This is a genomic window from Candidatus Dedyshia acidiphila, assembly GCF_051025295.1.
In the GTDB taxonomy this organism is placed as follows: Bacteria; Acidobacteriota; Terriglobia; order Terriglobales; family Acidobacteriaceae; genus KBS-83.
Map to the genome: position 1 here is coordinate 1 of NZ_JBMGJV010000191.1, position 248 is coordinate 248.

The window sequence follows — 248 nt, forward strand, 5'->3', positions numbered from 1 at the left end:
TTCCGTCGCGAGCAGCCCCTTGATGCCGTCGGTCAGTTGCAGTTCGCCGCCTGCACCCTTCGGAATCGTCTCGAGCAGCTCGAAGATGCGCGGCGTGAGAATGTAACGGCCGATGATTGCATTTTTTGACGGTGCGTCGGCCTGCTTCGGCTTCTCGACCATCCCCTTCACCGCGTGCAGCCGTGGATTGCCCGGCACGTCGTCGCAATCGAGCACGCCGTACGCCGAGATCGCCGGTCCCTCGACGA

General features: G+C 63.3%; 1 protein-coding gene. It reads right to left on the reverse strand.

Annotated features, from left to right (window positions below):
• The coding region (locus AC5IJH_RS18565; protein ID WP_491904295.1) for a sugar phosphate nucleotidyltransferase at positions 1–248 on the reverse strand (248 nt) is incomplete at both ends.